Raw genomic sequence first — 3,516 nt, forward strand, 5'->3', positions numbered from 1 at the left:
AGGATTTGTGTTCGATCAGGGTGTACACAAAGGCCGTGCGGCCATCCCGGAGCCGGACCTGGAACAGGCGGTCGCTGTGGGTGTCCCGCAGGGCCTCGTCCACGAAGGAGCCCTCCACCGGAACGGGGTCTTCCGCCATCCGCTTGGTGAGCGCCGCCGGAAGACTCTCCCGCAGCAGGACCGCGGCCCGTCCGGGATCCTCCAGCAGGGCCTTGAACAGGGTGTCGTGGGGGTTGGGGAGGGGCTTGGCCATGCAGACACGTGAAGATGTTGTCGTGGGTGGGGTCCAGTAGATCGGGCGTCATCAAAATATTCTGGTACACGGGCAATGAAGCCGTGCAGGATTGGGGTCGGGCGGATTCACCCCGCCGGCCCCGCCAGCCGGTCCAGGCGCAGGCGTTCGCGGTCGTCGAACAGGCGCCTGGCCCCCAGCCACAGGGCGCCCAGGGTGCCAAAGCCGGTGCCGGCGGTGATGAGGAACATGATCAGGATCTGGTATTTCACCGCCTCGATGGGGACGGTGCCGGCCAGGATCTGGCCGGTCATCATGCCCGGCAGGCTGACGATGCCCGCCGCCGCCATGGCGTTGATCATGGGCATGAGTCCGCTGCGGGCGGCCTCGCGGCGGATGTCGGCCACCGCCTCGGCGGCGCTCTGGCCCAGGCTGAGCCGCCCCTCGATGATGCGCCGCTGCTCCCAGGCGGTCTGGGTGAGCCGGTCCAGGCCCAGGGCGATGCCGGTCATGGTGTTGCCCAGGAGCATGCCCAGCAGGGGGATGGCATAGCGGGGTTCCCACCAGGGCTGCGGGCCGATGACGACCACCAGGGCGAGCACCGTGGCGGTGAAGGCGCTGGTGAACATGGCCAGGGTGCCGACGCCGTAGCCCCACCAGCCGCGGAAGCGGCGCCGCTGCCGGGCCATCACCTCGCGTCCGGCCACCAGCAGCATCACCACGGCCATGGCCGCCACCCAGGGCAGGGCGGCGTGTTCGAACAGGGTGGTGAGCACCAGGCCGATGAGCAGCAGCTGCACCACGGTGCGCGCGGCGGACACCAGCAGGCTGCGGGAGAGGCCCATGCCGAAGCGGGAGACGGTGGCCGCCAGGGCGATCACCAGCAGGGCCGCCAGGGACAGGTCCAGGGGGGTGAGTTGGATGACTGCCATGGGCCGTTCCCGGGGATGGAAAAGGGCCCATGGTACCAGCTCCGGAAGGGCCGGCAGCGGAGGCCACCGGCCCTGGAGATGAAGCCGGTCAGAAGAAGCGGCGCACCCCGGCGTAGAGGAACGGGCCCGTGCTGGAGCCCAGGACGGTGTCGATGTCCTCGTCCAGCAGGTTGTCCAGGCCGCCGTAGAACTCCGTGGCGGGCAGGGCGTTGGGCATCCAGGAGGCCTTGAGGTTCACCAGGGTGTAGGCGTCCGCCCGGGCCCAGCGGGCCGTGCCGCCCGCCGTGTCCGTGTAACGCTGGTCGCCGGTGTGATCGGCGCTGATCAGGAAACGCCACTCCGGTCCGGGGGTGTATTCCAGGGCGATGCGCGCCAGGGTTCCGGGGGTGAATTCCAGCCTCCGGCCCGTGTCCCGGTCCTCGGTGTCCAGGAGGGTGAGGGCGCCGGTGAGGGCGAGCTCCGGGGTGAGGCGGTGGCCGCCGCTGGCCTCCAGCCCCTGGATGCGGGCCTCGTCCACGTTGGCGAAGGTGCGATAGCCCACGCCCTGCACCTGCTGGATGCGGTCCTGGATCTCGTTGTGGAACAGGGCCAGGTCGTAGTGCCAGCCGGGGCCCTGTCCGTCCAGTCCGATCTCCAGGTGATCGCTGCGCTCGGGTTCCAGTTCCGTGGCCGTCTTGTTGAAATCCGGCCGGATGAGATGGGCCCCCAGGACCCAGCCAGCGGGGGTGTTGCGGCTGACGAAGAGTTCGGGGGGCGAGGGGGCACGAAAGCCCTGGGCATAGCTGGCCCGCAGCCGGGCGGCCTGGGAGAGGCGGTGTTGCACGCCCAGGCTGCCGGTGGTCTCGCCGTCGAACTCGGAGAAGTCGTCGTGGCGCACCCCCAGCAGCAGTTCCGTGTCCCGGGTCAGGGTCCATTCGTCCTGCAGGAAGAGGGAGCGGGTGGTGTATTCGATGGTGCTGCGGCGCCGGTCGGGGCGGAACCAGGGGGAGGTGCGCTCGTCTTCCCGGTATTCGGCCCCCAGCAGCACCCGGTGGGCGTCGCTTGCGGTCCATTGCAGATTGAATTCATGGCTCAGGGTGTCCACCTCTCCCCGGCAGCTGCCGCCCCCGTCGGGGGATGTGGCGTAGCCCAGGTCTGCGTGGGGGATGGGGGAGAGGATGTTCTCTTTTTCGTAGTCCGAGAGGTAGCTGCGCCATTTCATGGTGATCTGTGCCGAGGGTTGCCAGCGCAGGCGGCCGGCCAGGTCCAGGCGTTCGGTATCCAGCACCTCGCCCACCGGCAGATCCTTTACCGGGAATCCGGCCGCCGCAGGGTACTGGGTGCCGATGAAGGCGCCTTCCCGGTCCTCCCAGGTGAGATAGGCATCCACCCCCGCCTCCAGGGTGTCCGTCAGGCGCCGGTCCAGGCTGCCCCCCAGGTTGAGGGTCTCCCCCTGGGTGCGGTAGGTGGTGTCCACGGCATAGCGGTCCGCGATGGCCGCCGCCGGGGTCAGGCTGGATTGGGACGGGGGTACCAGGGGTTTGGGCTGGCCCGGGTCCCGGGGCACCCGGGGTTGGGCGGTCTCCCGCTCCGTGTAGGGCTCCTGCCGGATGAGGCTGAAGGAGGCGCTGTAACGGGTGTCCCCCGCGCTGCCGCGCACATCGCCGCTCAGGCTGTAGCGTTCCCCCTGGCCGCCCCCGGCGCTGCCCATCCGCAGGTCGAGTCCCCCTTCGGTCACGTCCCGGGGTTGTTTCGTGATGATGTTGATGACCCCGCCCACGGCGTCCGAGCCGTAGAGCACCCCCATGGGGCCCTTGATGATCTCGATGCGCTCGATGGTGCCGGTGCCGATGCGGTCCATCTCGTACTTGAAGGAGGCCTCCCCGGCCACCCGCCGGCCGTCGATGAGCAGCAGCGTACCCCGGGGGCCGGCGCCGCGGATGCGCATCTGCCCCTGGCCCGGATTGACGAAGACGCCGGGGGTCTGCAGGAGCACGTCCCGCAGGGTGTCGGCGCCGAGAGACTGGATCTCCTGCTCGCTGATTACCTCCACGGAAAGGGGGGTCTGATGGGCGCTGCGCTCGGTCTTGGTGGCCGAGGTGATGGTGATTTCGTCCAGGGTCGCGTCCGTTGCCGATGCCCCCGCGGGCAGGGCGGCGGCCAGGATCAGGGGCCAGGGGGTTCTGGGCATGGTTCATTCCTCCAGGGCGAGAGGGCCGGCACCGCTGCGGGGCGCCTTCCTCCATGAGTGGGTGGTGATTTTCTGATGGAATGAACAATAATGATTCGCATTCAATAAACAATGACTATTCGCAAAGAGGGTCCTCCGGGCTGGGATCAGGGGGGTCCCACGGAGGCCGGGGAGGGCAGGGC

Annotated in this window: 3 protein-coding genes; all 3 read right to left on the reverse strand. The window is 69.1% G+C overall.

The genetic code is table 11. The features are described from left to right. Positions 1-253: Rpn family recombination-promoting nuclease/putative transposase (locus CKO33_RS13100; protein WP_200182670.1), on the reverse strand; the 253-nt coding region annotated here is incomplete at its 3' end. 107 nt (positions 254-360) lie between these two features. Next, positions 361-1,164 (reverse strand): ABC transporter permease, encoded by an 804-nt coding sequence (locus CKO33_RS13105; RefSeq protein WP_200182671.1) that lies wholly within the window; start codon positions 1,162-1,164, stop codon positions 361-363. A gap of 88 nt (positions 1,165-1,252) precedes the next feature. Beyond that, positions 1,253-3,334 carry a TonB-dependent receptor plug domain-containing protein gene (locus CKO33_RS13110; protein ID WP_200182672.1) on the reverse strand — a complete coding sequence of 694 codons (2,082 nt, stop codon included), beginning with the start codon at positions 3,332-3,334 and terminating at the stop codon, positions 1,253-1,255. Positions 3,335-3,516: the final 182 nt, after the last annotated feature.

The organism is Ectothiorhodospira mobilis (genome assembly GCF_016584115.1).
In the GTDB taxonomy this organism is placed as follows: Bacteria; Pseudomonadota; Gammaproteobacteria; order Ectothiorhodospirales; family Ectothiorhodospiraceae; genus Ectothiorhodospira; species Ectothiorhodospira mobilis.